Genomic DNA, 15495 nt, shown 5'->3' with positions numbered 1-15495 from the left:
TATTGATGCCTATTTGGTTAAAGCAAACCCCTACCGGCATTGTTCTTCATCTACATTGCCAGCCTGGCGCCAAGCTGACTAAGGTGGTTGGTCTGCATGACGGCTGTCTCAAGATATCTCTGCAGGCTCCTGCTCTGGAAAATAAAGCAAATGAAATGCTGCTGTCTTGGCTTTCTAAGCAATTGAGGGTGCCACAAAAACAAATTCAACTTTTATCGGGACAAAGCAGCCGCATAAAGCGAGTGGAAATCTGGGGCTCAATCACCCCAGAGCAGATTACTCAAGCATTAAGCCCTTAGGACTTACCAAAATAGTGCGTACAAAATCCCTAAAATCAAAACCCATTTTCCGATGTAATACACGCTGCGATGTTTTGCTTTGAGCTTTTTGGCCTGGGCCCGGAGGTGGTAAAAATACTTAAAGAGAACGTTTACAAATCCCACTTTCTCTCCTTCAACGTTCTGGGAAGAGGCTGCGCTCATGACGTAACGCCCAAACCAGTGATTTAGCAGTTGCACCACTTTAGTGTGAACCGGCCGCTCTACATCGCAAAATAAGACAATTCGTTGGTGATCTGTTTCGTTGGCTGCATAGTGGATGTAGGTTTCATCAAACATCACTGGCTCACCATCTTTCCAGTAATACCGCTCTCCATCCACATTAATAAAGCACTTGGGATCATTTGGGGTCACAAGGCCGATGTGATAGCGTAAAGAGCCTGCATAAGGGTCTCGGTGCCTTACCAGCGTTGCTCCGGGGGGTAGTGAGGCAAACATCGCTGCCTTGATCGAGGGGATTGATTTGAGGAGGGCAACAGTTTTTGGGCATTGCAGTTGCGCTGACGGCATTTCTTTGCCATACCAATAGAGGTGAAAACGTTTCCAGCCGGTCCGAAAAAAGGAGTTAAATCCAATATCGTTGTATCCCGTAGCAGCTGCTATGGCGCCATCTGCGTTCAAAGCGAGTGCTTCATCACGGATGATCTGCCAATGATCTTGCAGGGGCTTCATTTCAGGAAAGTCTGATACTGGAATAAATGCCACAGCCTTGGTTTTTGAAAACAAGTAGAGCAGGCTGTTAATCGGCGCTAAAAGTACTTGGTAGTCTGTTAGAGAGCGAACTAAGCCAAATCGAACCGTACCCCTAAAGTAAACATAGATGGCTGATACAGCAAAGATCAGAAAAATGACGTGACGTAGTTCCATTAAATGTACCAATAAGCGTTAACACTTACATTTTAATTTGTACGGAGCACCATTTCATCCCTATTTTTGCAATGAGTATGCTCCAATGTTAATTAAGGCCTAATAGGCCACAAAAACGCACCTAATCAGTGCTGCAAAGATGATTTGTTAAGGAAATTCACATGAATAGATTCGTTAAATGGCTTTCAAGCCTGATATTAATTGGCTTAATTGGCTTAGTGGCTTATACCTGGATTATGCTTAATTGGAGCTACGGGAGCGGTGAGCGTGCTGGCTATGTGCAAAAGTTTTCTAACCGAGGTTATGTATGTAAAACCTGGGAAGGTGAGCTAGCTATGGTTTCAATGCCTGGAACCATGTCAGAAAAATTCCTCTTTACGGTCCGTGAAGATGCTGTGGCACAAAAAATTAACGCTAATCTAGGTAAAAAAGTTGCCCTTAAATATGAACAGCATATCGGATTGCCTACAAGCTGTTTTGGCGATACTGAGTATTTTGTGTCCGATGTGATAGTTATAGTAGAGTAAAAAATAGGCAATAACAAAATTTGCTGTGCCACAGCTTTATTTTTGTAATTTTTTGTGGTTAAAATCATGTAAGCGCAAGGTGCGCCGATATCAATATCTATAAGGAGCTTCACTTGAACAAAGCAGAACTAATCGCAGCGATTGCTGACGACGCTGAGATCTCAAAAGCCAAAGCTGAATTTGCATTGAATTCTGCTATTGAGCAAATCATTAAAGCTGTTACTAAAGGCGACTCAGTTCAGCTGATCGGTTTTGGTACTTTCTCTTCTGGTAAGCGCGCTGCACGTATGGGTCGTAACCCAAAAACTGGTGAGCCACTCAAAATTGCTGCTGCTAAAACTGTTAAGTTTTCTGCTGGTAAAGCATTTAAAGATTCAGTTAACAAGCGTAAGAAGTAATTCTTGCTTTGTTGATGAAAAAGCCCGGCATGCCGGGCTTTTTTGTTTTCAGGCGCTGTAAAAAAGTTTCATACGCATGCCCAAGCTAAATACTTAACTTTGAACCAGGCGTCGATGGCGATGAATGCTCATCAAAATACCGGCACCAAACCCCAGAGTCACCAAAGCAGTTCCTCCATAGCTGATAAAGGGTAGCGGGACTCCAACTACAGGCAATAAACCGCTTACCATGCCGATATTGACAAAGGCGTAGGTGAAGAAAATCAGCGTGACAGATCCGCCTAGTAGGCGAGTGAATAGATTGGGTGCACTGGCAGAGATAGCTAAACCTCGTTTAATTAAAGCGAAGAAAAGCGCCAACATAACTAAGTTGCCCAGCAAGCCAAACTCTTCTGAGAAAACAGCAAAGACAAAGTCGGTATGCTTTTCAGGAATAAATTCGAGATGCGCTTGCGTGCCCTGGAACCAGCCTTTACCAAAAAATCCACCTGAGCCAATTGCGATCATCGATTGAATTGTATGAAAGCCTTTTCCAAGGGGGTCGCTACTCGGGTCGAGCAACGTGCACACTCGATTTTTTTGGTAGTTATGAACTAATGGCCAGACAACATCATGCGCACAAATCGTGCTGCCAAAAATAATGATCAAGATGATGCCAAGGGCGCCAATACCTACAAACGGTAGGATCCATTTCCACGGCAATCCGGCCAGAATAATTGCATACATACCTGCAGCAAACACCAAGAGCGCGGTGCCCAAGTCAGGTTGACGCGCAATGAGCAGCACTGGAATCCCAAGAATGACTGCTGCCACCCCATAGTCCCAGGATTTTTGTATGCCTTCGCGTTTTTGGAAGTACCAAGCCAGCATAAGTGGCATAGCAATCTTCATGAGCTCAGATGGTTGAATTACAAAACCAATATTGAGCCAACGTCTTGCACCTTTTTTTATTAACCCAAATATGGCGACTGCAATCAGCAGTGCAACGCCGATTCCATAAATCCATACTGCAGCCATCTCTAACCACTTTGGTGGAATGCGAGAAACAATCCACATGACTGCAAAAGAAAGCGCTAAATTGCGTAGTTCATCTTCAAAACGGACTGGCGTATTTTGACTTGCAGATAAGAAGGTAATAAATCCAATACCCGCCAAGCCAAGTAGAATAAGGCCAAGCTGGCGATCGAGTCCGCTGAAAATACTGAAGAATATTTTCTTTGCTTTATTTATGGCGCTCTTTTCCATTCAGGAATCTCCTTTGGCCATTTACCTTCAAGATAAAAATCTAGTGCTTTACGCGCAATCGGTGCAGCATGCTGTGCACCAAATCCTGCATTCTCTACAACCATCGCAAGGACGATTGTCGGCTTTTCTGCAGGGGCAAAAGCAACATATAAAGCATGATCACGTAAAAATTCTGCTGTAGATCCGTGGTGATATTCTTTCGAATTCAAGCTGAATACCTGCGCTGTTCCAGTCTTACCACCAACTTGGTATCCGGTACCTTTGAAAACAGATGCAGACGTTCCAGAATTATTTACTTCGACCATTGCTTTCTTAATCATCTCAATATTCTCGGGTACGAGATCGATTCGATAACTTTCTTTAGGCGTAGTCAGGGTGCGATTTCTCGTGAAGGGATCTTCAATCGCCTTGACTAAATGCGGCTTCATCACAATGCCGTTATTGGCTAAATTGGCCATGCCATGTGCTAGCTGCAAAATAGTAAACGCGTTATAGCCCTGACCAATTCCCAGGGAAATGGTTTCGCCTTCATACCATTTTTGCTGCTCTGGCTTTTTGAAGGTATTTTTCTTCCACTCGGTGGATGGCAGCACACCTTTTGATTCACCTTGTAGGTCAATGCCAGTAATTTGACCAAAGCCAAATGGCTTCATGAAGTCATGCATCATGTTGACTCCCATATCGCGCGCCAAATGGTAGTAGTAGGTATCACAAGACTCAACGATCGACTTTTGCATATCAACAATGCCGTGCCCACCTTTTTTATCGTCACGGAAGGTATGGTTGCCAAAATCAAAATAACCTGGATCAGATATGGTTTGTGATGGTGTCCGCTTTTTAGTTTCTAAAGCTGCTAGCGCCATAAATGGTTTGTAGGTGGAGCCCGGCGGATAAATACCTTTAAGCGGCCGGTTATACAGCGGCTTTTGTGGCGACTCATTCAGCTCTTTCCACGTTACTGAGTCGATACCTTCAACAAAGTCATTGGGATTAAAGTTGGGCTTAGAAACAAATGCCAAGATATCGCCAGTCTCAGGCTCAATCGCAACAAATGCACCTCTAAAATTTCCATAGAGCTGCTCAACTAAGTATTGCAGCTTGATATCAACCGAAAGGACCACATTTTTCCCTGGTACCGATGGTGAGCTAGAAAGTGTGCGCACGGGTTTGCCGCCTGCAGTAATCTCCACTTCATCATATCCTGGTCTGCCACGTAATACCGTTTCGTAACTTTGCTCTATACCAATTTTTCCCACATACTGAATGCCCGGTAAAAATGAAGTTTGTAGCGCATCAGGATCACTCGCTTTGGAGTTATCAATTTCAGTTTGCATGCGCTCGATGTCTTGCTTAGAAGCTCGTCCAATATAGCCAATCAGATGCGAGGCAAGCTCGTTGTAGGGGTACTCTCGAAAGCTTCGGGCGCGTATCTCGACACCCGGAAAGCGGTAGCGATTAACCATAAAGCGGGCTGTTTCGACTTCGGTGAGCATCGATCGGAGGGGAAAGGTGCCCATTTTGCGAGAATCTTCAAGTGAGCGCTTGAAATTTCTTCGATCTCTGGGGGAAATCAACACAATTTGAGAGAGCTCGTCGATCAACTCATCAACATTGCCTTTAACTTCTTCGGCATTGACATCTAAGGTCAGTGCCGAATAGTTTCTGCCAATCACGATTCCATTGCGGTCTATTAAGAGGCCGCGATTGGCTGGTGCGGGAACTAAAGCGATTCTATTGCTTTCTGCTAGTAGAGCGTATTTGGTATGACTTACTATTTGCAGCCACACCAATCTCGTCACTAATAATAAGAAACAGACGGTGACAAACAGGGTCGCAATATGAATGCGCTCTTGAAACGAGTCTAGATCTGGTTTTTTAAAAGAAACCATATGGCGTTTTAAAGCGGACGATTATGATCAACATCAATAGGACGACGTTGAGGCGATAGCAAGATGCGTGTTGCTAAGGGCCACAGCATTGCCTCAATTAGCGCTTGAATGGCGCCAGTAAGCGCCCACCAATAGACTTCACCACTTAAGAACCAATGGGCGAGTACTGGGAATAATGAAACGAGTAAGAAGATTGGCAGTAAATGCATCGCTTGGGTGAAAGCAGTTAAAGCGACGATCCGTCGATGCCAGGAGATGGCGAGATAAGCCACCAATGAGTAGCTAAAAGCGTTGAGACCTAACAAGTCAGAGTTATGAACATCCATCAACAAGCCAAGAATAAATGCGATGATTACGCCAACGTAGCGATGCTGGTGGATGTTCCAAAATATGATGCAAATAATTAGCCAGTCTGGTACCCAGCCGTAATTACCAATTGGTAAAAGATTGAGTAGTAGTGCGCAAAACAAGCTGAAGTAAATAAAGACTGCACTTACCGGGCGAAGAATATAGCCGCTTTGAAAGTCGATCATTGCATGCCTCGCGCACGGGTTTGGCGACGCCCTGGAGTATTCGTCAGCGACGCGTCAGGCTTACTGTTTGCGGTAGATGCTTTGGCATCCCATTGCGGATCGTAAAGTAACGCTAGAGCTTGTCGGTAGCGGTTTGCCGGTGCAACTGGCACACAAAAGACGTTAGAAGAATTTTTATCAGCATTTCGTTCAATGCGACTAATCACAGCAACTGCAAAGCCAGGCGGATAAACGCCATCAATACCTGAGGTAATCAACACATCGCCTACTTCTAAGTCGCTAGCCACAGGAAGGTAGCGCAGCTCAAGCGGGTTAGCGCGCCCAGTTCCAAAAACAGCCGCTCTTAAGCCGTTACGTGCAACTTGTACGGGTACCGCAAAGTCACGATCTTCTAATAGAGAGACTTCTGCGGAGTGATCGTAGACACGGATTACTTGACCTAAGATACCTGAATCACTTGCAATGGGATTGCCCAGCTTAAGACCGTCATTACGTCCACGATTAATCACAATGCGTTGAGAAATTGGATTGGGTGGATTGAACAGAATTTCAACTGGTAATGTTTCGAATGGAACTTGCTTTTGCAAATCCATTAGCTGACGTAGATTTTGGTTCTCTATCAGCAGAAACTCGGATTGATTTGCAAGCAAAGAGAGCTCCGCTTGCCGCACCTTCATTTCTCGATTTTCTTTTTCTAGAGTTCCGCGGCTGGTGAAGTATTCTGATGTCGCCTCAAATAGATTGCGCGGCATCATCATCACATACTCTAGCGGACGCAATAACCAATTGACGTTATTGCGAATGGGATCGAGTGCTTTGTAGCGAAAGTCGATCAACATCAATGCGATGCTAATCGAAAGACAGACAATCAGTTTGACTAAAGCCGGAACGCCTTGTCTAAAAAGAGGTGGAGCGCTATGTTGCAATTCCCTAATCGACGCTTAAGTCAATTACTCTTGTGAGAACACGCCGCCCAGCTTGTCCATGCGCTCTAATGCAATACCGCAACCACGAGCGACGCAAGTGAGAGGATCTTCAGCAACATGAATTGGCAGACCAGTTTCTTCTAGCAATAGCCGATCGAGATCCCGCAATAGTGCACCACCACCAGTCAGCATCATGCCGCGCTCGGCGATATCTGATGCTAGCTCTGGTGGAATCTGTTCGAGAGCTGCTTTTACAGCAGTAACGATTTGATTCAATGGATCGGTTAAGGCTTCTAAAATCTCATTACTAGTAACAGTGAAGCTACGGGGAATACCTTCAGAAAGGTTACGACCTTTCACTTCCATCTCGCGTACTTCAGCCCCAGGGAAAGCAGAGCCAATCGTTTTTTTAATTAACTCAGCGGTTTGTTCCCCGATCAACATGCCGTAGTTACGACGAATGTAGTTTGTGATGGCTTCATCAAATTTATCGCCGCCAACACGAACCGAACCCTTGTAAACCATGCCGCCGAGTGACATCACGCCAACCTCAGTTGTGCCGCCGCCAATATCAACGACCATAGAACCAGCCGCCTCGGAGACTGGCAGGCCTGCGCCAATCGCAGCAGCCATGGGTTCTTCGATTAAAAATACTTGTGATGCCCCCGCACCTAATGCGGATTCGCGAATAGCGCGACGCTCAACTTGGGTGGAGCCGCAAGGAACGCAAATAATGATGCGTGGGCTTGGCTTGAGCAGCTTACTCTCATGCACCATTTTGATAAATTGCTTGAGCATTTGCTCGGTAATCGTGAAGTCGGCAATAACGCCGTCTTTCATTGGGCGAATAGCCTCAATATTTCCTGGAACCCGCCCTAGCATCGCTTTCGCTTCTTGTCCAACGGCCAAAATGGTTTTTTTGCCGTTTGGACCACCTTCAGTACGAATTGCCACAACTGAAGGTTCATCAAGCACAATACCCCGTTCACGCATGTAAATTAAGGTGTTGGCGGTACCTAGGTCGATGGCCAGGTCATTTGAAAAGTAGCTGCGAAAAAAACCAAACATGATGTAGTGAGAAAATAAGTAAGTGTTAAAAAATATATTTATGAATGATACTCTAGCGCCCCATGAAACTGAATGATTTCCAGCGCATTGCGCACCTTTCCAGCCTTGACTTAAGTCAGGCAGAAGCCGAGGCGGTCTTACCTCAACTACAGGCCGTTTTTGCTTTAGTTGAGGAGATGCAGGCTGTCGACACGAGCGGTCTCGCCCCCTTGGCGCACCCCATCCTCTTTTTGCGCGATTTGGCTCAACCCTTGCGAAGTGACGCAGTGACTGAAGTTGATCATCGAGCCGAAAACATGCAATCTGCCCCTGCTGAGCAGGATGGTTACTTCTTAGTTCCACGGGTGATCGAATGAGCTGGCATCAACTCCCTATTGCATTGATGGCCAAAGCACTGGCTGCTAAAGAGGTCTCCAGCGTTGAGCTGACGCAGTACTTTTTGGATCGAATTGAGGCCGGAAAGCGCTGGAATGCTTACCTTGATGTAAGTGCTCACTTAAGTTTAGAGCAAGCTTCTAAAGCGGATAAAATTATAGCCTCTCGAAAATCTGGAAAGCTGACCGGTATCCCGGTCGCCCACAAAGATGTGTTTGTAACGCGCGGTTGGAAGTCGACAGCCGCCTCTAAAATGCTCGAGGGTTACCAGAGCCCATTTGATGCAACAGTGGTATCTAATCTCGGAATTCCAGACGAGCTGAACCCAAATGGTGCTGGCATGGTTTGTCTTGGCAAGACCAATATGGATGAGTTTGCAATGGGCTCCTCTAATGAAAATTCAGCCTACGGACCAGTTTTAAATCCTTGGAATTCAGAATATGTTGCTGGCGGTTCATCCGGAGGATCTGCAGCGGCAGTGGCAGCAGGATTAGCCCCCATTGCAACAGGTACTGATACTGGAGGCTCAATACGTCAGCCAGCAGCTTTTTGCGGGCTGACCGGCATCAAGCCCAGTTATGGGCGTGTATCTCGTTACGGGATGATTGCTTATGCCTCTTCACTGGATCAGGCGGGCCCAATGGGAAAAACAGCCGAAGATTGTGCTTTATTGCTTTCAGCGATGTCTTCACATGATCCCCGAGACTCAACCTCCCTGGCGGATTCTGGGGAAGATTATGGGCGCTACCTCACTCAGTCTTGGATAAAAGATAGCGCTAACTCAGCAAAGCCCTTGGAGGGTTTGATAGTGGGCTTGCCGAAGGAATTCTTTGCTGAAGGCCTTGCGCTGGAAGTAGCCAATGCAGTAAATGCTGCAGCAAAAGCTTTACAAGAATTAGGCGCAGAGTTAATAGAAGTGAGTTTGCCAAAAACTAAGCTATCAATTCCGGTGTATTACGTTTTAGCTCCAGCAGAAGCCTCAAGTAATTTGAGTCGCTTTGATGGTGTTCGTTACGGACACCGCGCAAATGAATATCGTGATTTATCTGACATGTATAAGAAATCACGTACAGAAGGATTTGGCGCAGAAGTAAAGCGCCGCATCTTGGTTGGCACTTATGTACTTTGTCATGGCTATTACGATGCTTACTACTTGCAGGCTCAAAAAATTCGTCGCATTATTGCAGCGGACTTCCAGGCGGCATTTGAGAAATGCGATGTCATCTTAGGGCCAGTTGCCCCAGATGTTGCATGGCGCTTAGGTGAAAAATCAAAAGACCCAGTACAAATGTACTTAGAAGATATTTATACACTCTCCACAAACCTGGCGGGGCTGCCTGCGATGAGCGTGCCTTGCGGCTTCAATACAAGTAATTTGCCGATCGGCATGCAGTTAATTGGTAATTATTTCTCTGAGGCGCGCTTACTTCAAGTGGCGCATCAATATCAGCAAAACAGTGATTGGCATTTGCGTCAAGCAAGCGAGGGGGCATGATGCAATGGGAAATCGTTATTGGTCTTGAGACCCACGCACAGTTACAAACGCAGTCTAAAATTTTTAGCGGTGCTAGTACGCGTTTTGGTGCTGACCCAAATACCCAAGCCTGTGCTGTTGACTTGGCTTTACCTGGGGTACTGCCAGTATTAAATCGTCAAGCGGTTGAGCACGCCATTCGTTTTGGTTTGGCGGTCAATGCCAAGATTTCGCCAGCAAGTATTTTTGCTCGTAAGAATTATTTCTATCCTGACTTACCAAAGGGTTACCAGATTAGCCAGATGGACCTCCCCATAGTGGTTGGCGGCCATCTCGAAATATTGGTTGGTGATCAAGTCAAAGTGGTAGAGCTCACGCGCGCCCACATGGAAGAGGATGCTGGTAAGTCAGTTCATGAAGAAGGATTCTTAGGTCCACATGGCGAGGCATCGAGCGGCATCGACTTAAATCGTGCTGGTACACCATTATTGGAAATTGTGACCGAGCCAGTGATGCGCAGTGCAGCTGAAGCTGTGGCATATGCAAAAGCATTACATTCATTGGTAGTGTGGTTGGGTGTGTGCGATGGCAATATGCAAGAGGGCTCTTTCCGTTGCGATGCTAACGTATCTGTTCGACCTGTAGGCCAAAAAGAATTTGGTACCCGCTGCGAAATTAAGAACTTAAATTCCTTCCGCTTTTTAGAAGAGGCAATTCAATACGAAGTGCGTAGACAAATTGAATTAATTGAGGATGGTGGCAAAGTTGTCCAAGAAACTCGGCTATACGATCCCGATCGTCAAGAAACTCGAAGTATGCGCAGTAAAGAGGACGCTAATGACTATCGCTATTTCCCAGATCCAGATTTGTTGCCGGTAGTAATTGATGATGCCTGGATTGCCGATGTGCGTAGCCAAATGCCAGCTTTACCAGCACAGCTTCGTGAGCAATGGCAAAGTGAATTTGGCTTAAGTGTCTACGACACACAACTACTCACGCAAGATCGCGACACTGCAAAGATATTTGTAGAGCTACTAGCGATTGTTGGTAATACTTTGGCAAAAGCTGCGGCTAACCTCATTGCAGGTGAGTTTGCTTCATCACTGAATCGCGCAGGAATTGCTACTGCGGATGCACCATTAAAAGCTAAACATTTAGCACCGCTATTAACTCGTGTAGCAGATGGCACGATCTCTAACAAGATTGCAAAAGATATCTTTGCAATCTTGTGGGAAGAGGCTGTAGCAGGTAAAGCCATCAGTACCGTTGATCAAGTGATTGATGCTAAAGGCTTGAAGCAGATTAGCGATAGTGGTGAGCTTGAGGTCATGATTGATCAGGTGTTGGCAGCCAACGAGAAGTCGGTTGAAGAATTCCGTTCTGGCAAAGAAAAGGCATTCAATGCTTTGGTAGGCCAGATTATGAAAGCTTCGCAAGGCAAGGCGAATCCAGGTCAAGTGAATGAGCTGCTACGTAAAAAGCTGAGTTAAAAAATGAAATCAGAACATAAGCAAGAAAGAGATAGATGAGCGCAATCGATCCTAAGCAAGCCGAGCAAGAAGAATTGGTAGCAGAGTGGTTGCGCGCAACCCCCGGCTTCTTTGAGCGTTACGCCAATCTTTTAAATGAAATTCGCTTGAAGCATCCCCATGAGGATCGTGCAATCTCCTTGCAAGAGCGCCAGATGACTTTGTTGCGCACACAAAACCAAGAGCTCAATCGTCGTCTGAGTGAGATGCTTCACTTTGGAAGTCGGAATGATAAGACTCAGCAAAGTTTAGTCGCTTGGCTGTTGCGTCTGATGAGCGCTAATACAAAGGCGGAAGTAGAGTCTGCGGTGACTTCGGGTTTGGCAGAGGTATTTGAAGTCGAGTCGGCCCAACTCTTGTCGCCCAATACAGCATTCGGACCTTGGATTGATACACCGCTTTGCGGCTCTGCCAAAGAGCTGGCTGCAGCGAGTGTCGATTTGTTGGCAACTCAAGTGAGTATCGATCCTGCGTGGCAAAGCATGGTGGCTATTGGCCTGCCATTGGGCAAAAGTATCGGTATGGCGCAATCACCCGCAGTGCTTTTACTGGCAAGCAAAGACGAGTCCCGTTTTACTGCGGATATGGGCGCGTTCTATTTGCGTCAGATTGCTGAACTTACCGCTGCAGCTTTGGATCGCATCCAGGCTTATGAGCCGAGTACCAGCTAATCTGTATCCCCTGGTGCAAGAGTATCTGCACGAGCTGCATGTATTAAGGCAGCTCTCACCGCATACGCTGAAAGCGTACCGCATGGATCTAAGCGAGTTACAAACGCTGGCCGCAGACGATGCTATTGACTTGTTAAAGGTAAGCAACGCTCACGTACGTCGCTGGGCTGGTCGCCTGCACTCTAAAGGAAAGTCATCTCGCACGATTGCAAGAGCGCTTTCTGCTTGGCGTGGCTGGTATGACTGGTTGACTGAGAAAGATGCGCGCCGTGATGCGCAGACAGACAGGATTACTGCAAACCTAGTTGCCAATCCTGTTGATGATGTAAAGGCACCCAAACGTTTGAAGTCTTTGCCAAAGGCGCTTTCGGTTGAGCAAGCACTCTCCTTAGTCAATCAGGCCGTCAAAGAAGCTGAGGAAAAAAAGGATCTAGAGACGGTGCGTGATGCGGCGATCATTGATTTACTTTATTCCTCTGGCCTGCGTTTATCAGAACTATTGGGAATTGATGTGATGCAAAGCAAGGATCGTCAACATGAGTCTGCTGGCTGGCTGGACTGGGATGCTGCAGAGGTGACGGTTTTGGGTAAGGGCGGCAAACGTCGCTCAGTTCCAATTGGTGGACCAGCAATGCAGTCTCTCAAAGTTTGGCGTGCAGCTCGAGACTTGCTTGAACAGGCAGATGCATCAATGGCTTTATTTATTTCCGCTACAGGAGCGCGTTTGTCTCCCCGTACCGTTCAAGCGCGCTTACGCACCTTAGCCATGCGGGCAGGTCTTCCTACCCATGTACACCCGCATATGATGCGCCATAGCTTCGCTAGCCATATATTGCAGTCTTCTCAGGATTTGAGGGCGGTGCAGGAGATGTTGGGGCACGCCAGCATCGCCAGTACCCAGATTTACACCTCTTTAGACTTCCAACATCTAGCACAGGCATATGACAAGGCGCATCCTCGTGCGAAAGCTGGCAAAGCTTGAAGAACTCGGTAAGATAGAAGGTTTCCCGTTTGGGGAATGCATTTATAGATTTTGATAGGATCAAAGATGGCGTTAATTCCGGTAACAATTCTCACGGGCTTTTTGGGTAGCGGCAAAACCACCTTGCTCAAACACATACTGACTGCAGAGCATGGCAAAAAAATTGCTGTGATTGAGAACGAGTTTGGTGAAGAGAATATCGACAACGACATCTTGGTTCAAGATAATCAAGAGAACATTGTGCAAATGAGCAATGGTTGTATTTGTTGCACCATCCGTGGAGATCTGGTTGAAGCTCTGAATGAGCTTTGGGAGCAACGTAAGGACAAAAAAATTAGCTTTGAGCGCGTGGTCATTGAAACCACTGGTGTGGCTAATCCAGGCCCGGTAGCTCAAACCTTCTTTATGGATGACGACGTAGCAGACCACTATGTTCTAGATGCCGTAGTCACTTTGGTGGATGCCAAGCATGGCCCGCAACAACTAACTGAACATGAAGAGGCGCAACGCCAAGTGGGCTTTGCTGATCAAATCTTTATTACTAAGACTGATTTGGTGACGCCTGCCCAAGTAGATGCCTTGCGCAATCGCCTAATGCACATGAATCCCCGAGCCCCAATTCAGGGAATCTCTAAAGGGATCGTTCCTCTGGATGCTGTTTTGGATCTCAAGGGCTTTAATTTGAACGCGAAGCTCGATATTGACCCTCACTTTTTAGGACAAGATGATCATGATCACGCTACTTGTGGCCACGATCACAGTCATGACCATCACGATCACAGCACCTGTGATCATGATCATAGCCACGATCACCATGATCATGCAGGCCATACAGACCGGATCAAATCCTTCGTTTTTCGTAGTGATAAACCCTTTGACCATAAAAAATTAGAAGACTTCCTGGGAGGCATTTTGGAGGTCTTCGGTGAGAAGATGTTGCGCTACAAAGGCGTCCTCTATGTGAAGGGGAGTAACCGAAAAGTCGTGTTCCAGGGCGTCCATCAGATGATGGGCAGTGATATGGCTGGTTTATGGGGTGCAGAGCCCAAGCAAACCCGCATGGTCTTTATTGGAATAGATTTGCCCAAAGACACCCTGCTGGCTGGGCTTGAGGGCTGTTTGGTCTAGGAAATTTAAAGTACAATCCCGCGCCACGGCCAACATTAATAAATATTGGCTAAAAGGGTAGTAAAAATTTGGCAGAATGAAGTAATAATGATTTAGATCCATGGAAAGAATGAAATGACGGTAAAAACACCAACGAAATCTACGGCTGCAGCAAAAGCCCCTAGTAAAGCGGCAAGCACAAAAGCTGCCAAAGGTGCCCCTTTAACAGAAGCTGAATTACTCAAGATGTCCGAAAAGGACTATATGAATGCCGGCCAGTTAGATTTTTTCCGTCAGAAGTTATTGACCTTAAAGGGCGACATTCTGAAAAATGCCTCGGAAACAACAGAGCATTTGCGCGAAAACATTTTGGTTCCTGACCCTGCGGATCGCGCAACGATTGAAGAAGAGCATGCTCTTGAGTTGCGCACGCGTGATCGTGAGCGCAAGTTATTGAAAAAAGTAGAGCAGGCTTTAGCCCGTATTGAGTCTGGTGATTATGGTTGGTGTGAAGAGACTGGCGAGCCGATTGGCTTGAACCGTCTCATTGCACGCCCAACAGCCAATCTCTCGCTAGAGGCGCAAGAACGTCGTGAGCTGCGTCAAAAGTTGTTTGGCGATTAATCAGTAGACCGAATATAAAAGTAGCAATGACAAAGCAATCCCCAACTATTAGTGACATCTCCCCTTTATTAAAGGCGGAGATTTTGGCCGAGGCCTTGCCTTACATTCGCGCTTATCACGGTAAGACCATTGTGATTAAGTACGGTGGAAACGCCATGGTTGAAGAGCGCCTGAAGGAAAGCTTTGCACGCGATGTCATTTTGCTGAAGCTGGTTGGTATGAACCCAGTAGTGGTGCATGGCGGCGGCCCACAAATTGATGAAGCTCTGAAAAAGATTGGTAAGACTGGCACCTTTATTCAAGGCATGCGCGTGACCGATGAAGAGACCATGGAAGTAGTTGAGTGGGTTCTGGGCGGTGAAGTGCAGCAAGATATTGTGATGTTGATTAATCACTTTGGTGGTCAAGCAGTTGGTTTGACTGGCAAAGATGGTGGCTTGATTCGTGCAAAGAAGATGCTGGTTGCCGACGAAAAGAAGCCTGGCGGAACTATTGATTTAGGTTTTGTTGGTGAGATTGATACGATTAACCCTGCAGTTGTAAAAGCATTGCAAGATGACGCCTTCATTCCGGTGATCTCTCCAATCGGATTTAGCGAAGAGGGTCAGGCCTACAATATTAATGCTGACTTGGTGGCCGGCAAGATGGCAGAAATTTTGCATGCAGAGAAATTAGTCATGATGACCAATATTCCGGGTGTAATGGATAAGAGCGGTACGCTTTTAACCGACCTGACTGCACGTGAAATTGATGGTTTATTTGCTGACGGCACCATTTCTGGTGGCATGTTGCCAAAGATTTCTTCAGCATTAGATGCGGCAAAGAGTGGCGTAAATTCAGTGCACATCATTGATGGACGAATTGAGCACTCCTTATTGCTGGAGATTCTGACAGAGCAAGCATTCGGTACGATGATTCGTTCCCGCTAAGAGTTGAACAAGA

17 protein-coding genes are annotated in these 15495 nt (G+C 46.4%); 11 read left to right on the top strand and 6 right to left on the bottom strand.

What is annotated here, in order from left to right; all coding sequences use genetic code 11:
- The first annotated feature begins 5 nt into the window (after nucleotides 1-5).
- Nucleotides 6-299: a DUF167 domain-containing protein gene (locus C2759_RS10160; RefSeq protein ID WP_215355204.1), complete on the top strand. Its 294-nt coding sequence runs from the start codon at nucleotides 6-8 to the stop codon at nucleotides 297-299.
- A 3-nt stretch (nucleotides 300-302) separates the two neighbouring features.
- Here the strand turns inward: C2759_RS10160 and C2759_RS10155 are convergent, their stop codons facing one another.
- Complete coding sequence (locus C2759_RS10155; RefSeq protein WP_215355202.1) at nucleotides 303-1205, bottom strand: aspartyl/asparaginyl beta-hydroxylase domain-containing protein; 903 nt, start codon at nucleotides 1203-1205, stop codon at nucleotides 303-305.
- A 161-nt stretch (nucleotides 1206-1366) separates the two neighbouring features.
- Here C2759_RS10155 and C2759_RS10150 point away from each other — a divergent pair, with 161 nt between their 5' ends.
- Together C2759_RS10150 and C2759_RS10145 are read left to right on the top strand one after the other, a co-directional pair.
- Entirely contained in the window at nucleotides 1367-1732 is a 366-nt protein-coding gene (locus C2759_RS10150; RefSeq protein ID WP_215355200.1) for a hypothetical protein, read from the top strand.
- A 95-nt stretch (nucleotides 1733-1827) separates the two neighbouring features.
- Nucleotides 1828-2130, top strand: coding sequence for an HU family DNA-binding protein (locus C2759_RS10145; protein WP_256442663.1), 303 nt, complete (start codon nucleotides 1828-1830; stop codon nucleotides 2128-2130).
- A gap of 93 nt (nucleotides 2131-2223) precedes the next feature.
- Here C2759_RS10145 and rodA read toward each other — a convergent pair whose 3' ends face one another.
- From rodA to C2759_RS10120, 5 genes are read right to left on the bottom strand one after another with little or no spacing between them, the layout of a single operon-like run.
- The gene (gene rodA / locus C2759_RS10140; protein ID WP_215355198.1) at nucleotides 2224-3375 is read right to left on the bottom strand and encodes a rod shape-determining protein RodA; all 1152 of its coding nucleotides are present in this window, start codon (nucleotides 3373-3375) and stop codon (nucleotides 2224-2226) included.
- On the bottom strand, nucleotides 3357-5264 hold the full coding sequence (gene mrdA, locus C2759_RS10135) for a penicillin-binding protein 2 (protein WP_046330977.1): 1908 nt from the start codon (nucleotides 5262-5264) through the stop codon (nucleotides 3357-3359). The genes rodA and mrdA overlap by 19 nt, the downstream gene beginning before the upstream one ends.
- An 8-nt stretch (nucleotides 5265-5272) precedes the next feature.
- Nucleotides 5273-5797 (bottom strand): rod shape-determining protein MreD, encoded by a 525-nt coding sequence (gene mreD / locus C2759_RS10130; protein ID WP_215355196.1) that lies wholly within the window; start codon nucleotides 5795-5797, stop codon nucleotides 5273-5275.
- On the bottom strand, nucleotides 5794-6723 hold the full coding sequence (gene mreC / locus C2759_RS10125) for a rod shape-determining protein MreC (protein ID WP_215355194.1): 930 nt from the start codon (nucleotides 6721-6723) through the stop codon (nucleotides 5794-5796). The genes mreD and mreC overlap by 4 nt, the downstream gene beginning before the upstream one ends.
- 24 nt (nucleotides 6724-6747) lie before the next feature.
- Entirely contained in the window at nucleotides 6748-7791 is a 1044-nt protein-coding gene (locus tag C2759_RS10120) for a rod shape-determining protein (RefSeq protein WP_215355193.1), read from the bottom strand.
- A 62-nt stretch (nucleotides 7792-7853) separates the two neighbouring features.
- Here C2759_RS10120 and gatC point away from each other — a divergent pair, with 62 nt between their 5' ends.
- The 8 genes from gatC to argB all read left to right on the top strand — a co-directional run bounded on the left by gatC (nucleotide 7854) and on the right by argB (nucleotide 15482).
- Nucleotides 7854-8147: an Asp-tRNA(Asn)/Glu-tRNA(Gln) amidotransferase subunit GatC gene (gene gatC, locus C2759_RS10115; RefSeq protein WP_215355191.1), complete on the top strand. Its 294-nt coding sequence runs from the start codon at nucleotides 7854-7856 to the stop codon at nucleotides 8145-8147.
- Nucleotides 8144-9661 carry an Asp-tRNA(Asn)/Glu-tRNA(Gln) amidotransferase subunit GatA gene (gene gatA, locus C2759_RS10110; protein WP_215355189.1) on the top strand — a complete coding sequence of 506 codons (1518 nt, stop codon included), beginning with the start codon at nucleotides 8144-8146 and terminating at the stop codon, nucleotides 9659-9661. Before gatC ends, gatA begins: the two co-directional genes overlap by 4 nt.
- Entirely contained in the window at nucleotides 9658-11130 is a 1473-nt protein-coding gene (gene gatB, locus C2759_RS10105) for an Asp-tRNA(Asn)/Glu-tRNA(Gln) amidotransferase subunit GatB (RefSeq protein ID WP_371816908.1), read from the top strand. Before gatA ends, gatB begins: the two co-directional genes overlap by 4 nt.
- Before the next feature lie 35 nt (nucleotides 11131-11165).
- On the top strand, nucleotides 11166-11840 hold the full coding sequence (locus C2759_RS10100) for a DUF484 family protein (RefSeq protein ID WP_215355187.1): 675 nt from the start codon (nucleotides 11166-11168) through the stop codon (nucleotides 11838-11840).
- Nucleotides 11821-12822: a tyrosine recombinase XerC gene (locus C2759_RS10095; RefSeq protein ID WP_215355185.1), complete on the top strand. Its 1002-nt coding sequence runs from the start codon at nucleotides 11821-11823 to the stop codon at nucleotides 12820-12822. The genes C2759_RS10100 and C2759_RS10095 overlap by 20 nt, the downstream gene beginning before the upstream one ends.
- A gap of 66 nt (nucleotides 12823-12888) precedes the next feature.
- Complete coding sequence (locus C2759_RS10090; protein ID WP_215355184.1) at nucleotides 12889-13950, top strand: GTP-binding protein; 1062 nt, start codon at nucleotides 12889-12891, stop codon at nucleotides 13948-13950.
- A 225-nt stretch (nucleotides 13951-14175) separates the two neighbouring features.
- Complete coding sequence (gene dksA / locus C2759_RS10085; protein ID WP_046331310.1) at nucleotides 14176-14553, top strand: RNA polymerase-binding protein DksA; 378 nt, start codon at nucleotides 14176-14178, stop codon at nucleotides 14551-14553.
- 26 nt (nucleotides 14554-14579) lie between these two features.
- Nucleotides 14580-15482 (top strand): acetylglutamate kinase, encoded by a 903-nt coding sequence (argB, locus tag C2759_RS10080; RefSeq protein WP_046330968.1) that lies wholly within the window; start codon nucleotides 14580-14582, stop codon nucleotides 15480-15482.
- The last annotated feature ends 13 nt before the right edge of the window (nucleotides 15483-15495 follow it).

Source organism: Polynucleobacter sp. MG-Unter2-18, from assembly GCF_018687675.1.
Taxonomy (GTDB): domain Bacteria; phylum Pseudomonadota; class Gammaproteobacteria; order Burkholderiales; family Burkholderiaceae; genus Polynucleobacter.
The sequence above is the reverse complement of the archived record's forward strand: the minus strand, read 5'-3'. Positions and strand labels throughout refer to the sequence as shown.

What these genes read in the sequence shown, in the direction of transcription:
- rodA (WP_215355198.1), bottom strand. Translation starts at nt 3,375, where the DNA reads ATGGAAAAGAGCGCCATAAATAAAGCAAAGAAAATATTCTTCAGTATT.
- mreD (WP_215355196.1), bottom strand. Translation starts at nt 5,797, where the DNA reads ATGATCGACTTTCAAAGCGGCTATATTCTTCGCCCGGTAAGTGCAGTC.
- gatC (WP_215355191.1), top strand. Translation starts at nt 7,854, where the DNA reads ATGAAACTGAATGATTTCCAGCGCATTGCGCACCTTTCCAGCCTTGAC.
- mrdA (WP_046330977.1), bottom strand. Translation starts at nt 5,264, where the DNA reads ATGGTTTCTTTTAAAAAACCAGATCTAGACTCGTTTCAAGAGCGCATT.
- dksA (WP_046331310.1), top strand. Translation starts at nt 14,176, where the DNA reads ATGTCCGAAAAGGACTATATGAATGCCGGCCAGTTAGATTTTTTCCGT.
- C2759_RS10120 (WP_215355193.1), bottom strand. Translation starts at nt 7,791, where the DNA reads ATGTTTGGTTTTTTTCGCAGCTACTTTTCAAATGACCTGGCCATCGAC.
- argB (WP_046330968.1), top strand. Translation starts at nt 14,580, where the DNA reads ATGACAAAGCAATCCCCAACTATTAGTGACATCTCCCCTTTATTAAAG.
- gatA (WP_215355189.1), top strand. Translation starts at nt 8,144, where the DNA reads ATGAGCTGGCATCAACTCCCTATTGCATTGATGGCCAAAGCACTGGCT.
- gatB (WP_371816908.1), top strand. Translation starts at nt 9,658, where the DNA reads ATGATGCAATGGGAAATCGTTATTGGTCTTGAGACCCACGCACAGTTA.
- C2759_RS10100 (WP_215355187.1), top strand. Translation starts at nt 11,166, where the DNA reads ATGAGCGCAATCGATCCTAAGCAAGCCGAGCAAGAAGAATTGGTAGCA.
- C2759_RS10160 (WP_215355204.1), top strand. Translation starts at nt 6, where the DNA reads ATGCCTATTTGGTTAAAGCAAACCCCTACCGGCATTGTTCTTCATCTA.
- C2759_RS10150 (WP_215355200.1), top strand. Translation starts at nt 1,367, where the DNA reads ATGAATAGATTCGTTAAATGGCTTTCAAGCCTGATATTAATTGGCTTA.
- C2759_RS10095 (WP_215355185.1), top strand. Translation starts at nt 11,821, where the DNA reads ATGAGCCGAGTACCAGCTAATCTGTATCCCCTGGTGCAAGAGTATCTG.
- C2759_RS10155 (WP_215355202.1), bottom strand. Translation starts at nt 1,205, where the DNA reads ATGGAACTACGTCACGTCATTTTTCTGATCTTTGCTGTATCAGCCATC.
- C2759_RS10090 (WP_215355184.1), top strand. Translation starts at nt 12,889, where the DNA reads ATGGCGTTAATTCCGGTAACAATTCTCACGGGCTTTTTGGGTAGCGGC.